Annotated in this window: 2 protein-coding genes and 1 pseudogene; 1 reads left to right on the top strand and 2 read right to left on the bottom strand. The window is 36.3% G+C overall.

Translation table 11 applies throughout. The annotated features are described in order from the left end of the window. Window positions 1-456, bottom strand: a pseudogene (locus tag NPX99_RS08630) (dATP/dGTP diphosphohydrolase domain-containing protein); the annotation flags it as partial. Window positions 457-466: 10 nt separating this feature from the next. After that, complete coding sequence (locus tag NPX99_RS08625) at window positions 467-751, bottom strand: hypothetical protein (RefSeq protein WP_269031418.1); 285 nt, start codon at window positions 749-751, stop codon at window positions 467-469. A gap of 111 nt (window positions 752-862) precedes the next feature. On the opposite strand from NPX99_RS08625, the gene NPX99_RS08620 reads away from it, so the two are divergent. Further along, the gene (locus tag NPX99_RS08620; RefSeq protein WP_269031417.1) at window positions 863-1192 is read left to right on the top strand and encodes a helix-turn-helix domain-containing protein; all 330 of its coding nucleotides are present in this window, start codon (window positions 863-865) and stop codon (window positions 1190-1192) included. The last annotated feature ends 181 nt before the right edge of the window (window positions 1193-1373 follow it).

Here is a 1373-nt window from a genome sequence, read left to right as displayed (position 1 = left end):
CTCTAAACGTGCCTTGCCATTATCGTTCTTATGCGCTTCATTTGTGCTATGTGAAACGTGTTTACGCATGTAAGCTGCTTCGTTATCGCTAACATCTTCATAGCCACTAACCTTGCTATAACCACCAACCTTCGCATTGCCAAAAATCTTGGCATAGCCACTAATCCGTGCATTGCCATAAACTTTGGCATTGCCATAAGCCTTGGCTCTGCCTAAAACCCATGCATTGCTATAAACCCGTGCATTTTCATAAACCTTGGCATCATCAAAAACACACGCCTCATCTGCAACCCAACAGTTGCCCTCATGACTTAAGTTTGCTTCTTTTTCGATATAGCCCCCAATCTCTCCAATCTTCACATCTCCAAAAGATCTTAAGGCTTTAATACGGTAAAGAGTTTGTCTACAAACTTCGATTGTTTCATCAGTAAGTTCATATTTCTTTCTTACAGCCATCATAATCTCCTTAAGGCTGCAAAGCGTCACCCGCGCTATCAACACGGGAGCTCTTTACAATTTTAGACATGGGAGGGGTTTGTTTCTCTTGCATTAATCTCTGCAAGCGTTCAGGGTAAAAGAAATCATCCGGACGTAAATCTATGCCATGATCACGGGCATAATCTAATATTTTCTGCTGGTGCTTTGCTGGTATTAAATGACCCCATCTAGAAACAGATGACACATCTCTTTTCACAATAGTTGCTACCGTTTTGAAACCACCTAAATATTTTATGATTAATCTCGAAGGCATATCTATCTCCATAATGGTGTGATAAATAATTGCACTTTTTACATATGTCAATAAAAAATGCACCTTTTGCATTTTTGCATTTTTCGTATTTTTAGGGATAATATTTAGGCTATGAGTAATGATATTGAAAAAAGCATCCAACAATGGCTGGAAAAAAAGCTAGAAGAGCGCGGACACGGTGCTCAAATAGAATTAGCTGCTCATTTAGGAATCCATCAATCCACCATAAGCAGAATGATTAATCCTTACAAAAATGGGAAATCAAGAAGTATAAGTATTGGGGAATTAGTTAAAATAGCTGAATTTTTTAACGAACCCCCCCCAAATTTCTTCACTGATGTTGATCAAGAATTTATGAATTTTTATCGTGATCTTTCTGAAGAGAATAAGAGATTGGTGGTCTTATATATTGAGTTTTTAAAGCAATCAAAAGATAAGTAATAGTTTCTTTTTCTTTTTGAGAAAACCCTTCTAAAATATTGAGACCTTCTTTCGATATTTGCATATTGTATCTCCATAGCTTGGTAGAAATAGTGCATTTCAAAAAAAAACACCTAACATAAATATGCACTTTTTGCATTTTTATGTTGACTATTGCACTTTTTGCATATATATCCATTCC

The organism is Bartonella sp. 220B (assembly GCF_026930205.1).
In the GTDB taxonomy this organism is placed as follows: Bacteria; Pseudomonadota; Alphaproteobacteria; order Rhizobiales; family Rhizobiaceae; genus Bartonella.
Note: the sequence above shows the minus strand (reverse complement) of the source record. Positions and strands in the feature narration are given on the sequence as shown.

What these genes read in the sequence shown, in the direction of transcription:
- NPX99_RS08625 (WP_269031418.1), bottom strand. Translation starts at nt 751, where the DNA reads ATGCCTTCGAGATTAATCATAAAATATTTAGGTGGTTTCAAAACGGTA.
- NPX99_RS08620 (WP_269031417.1), top strand. Translation starts at nt 863, where the DNA reads ATGAGTAATGATATTGAAAAAAGCATCCAACAATGGCTGGAAAAAAAG.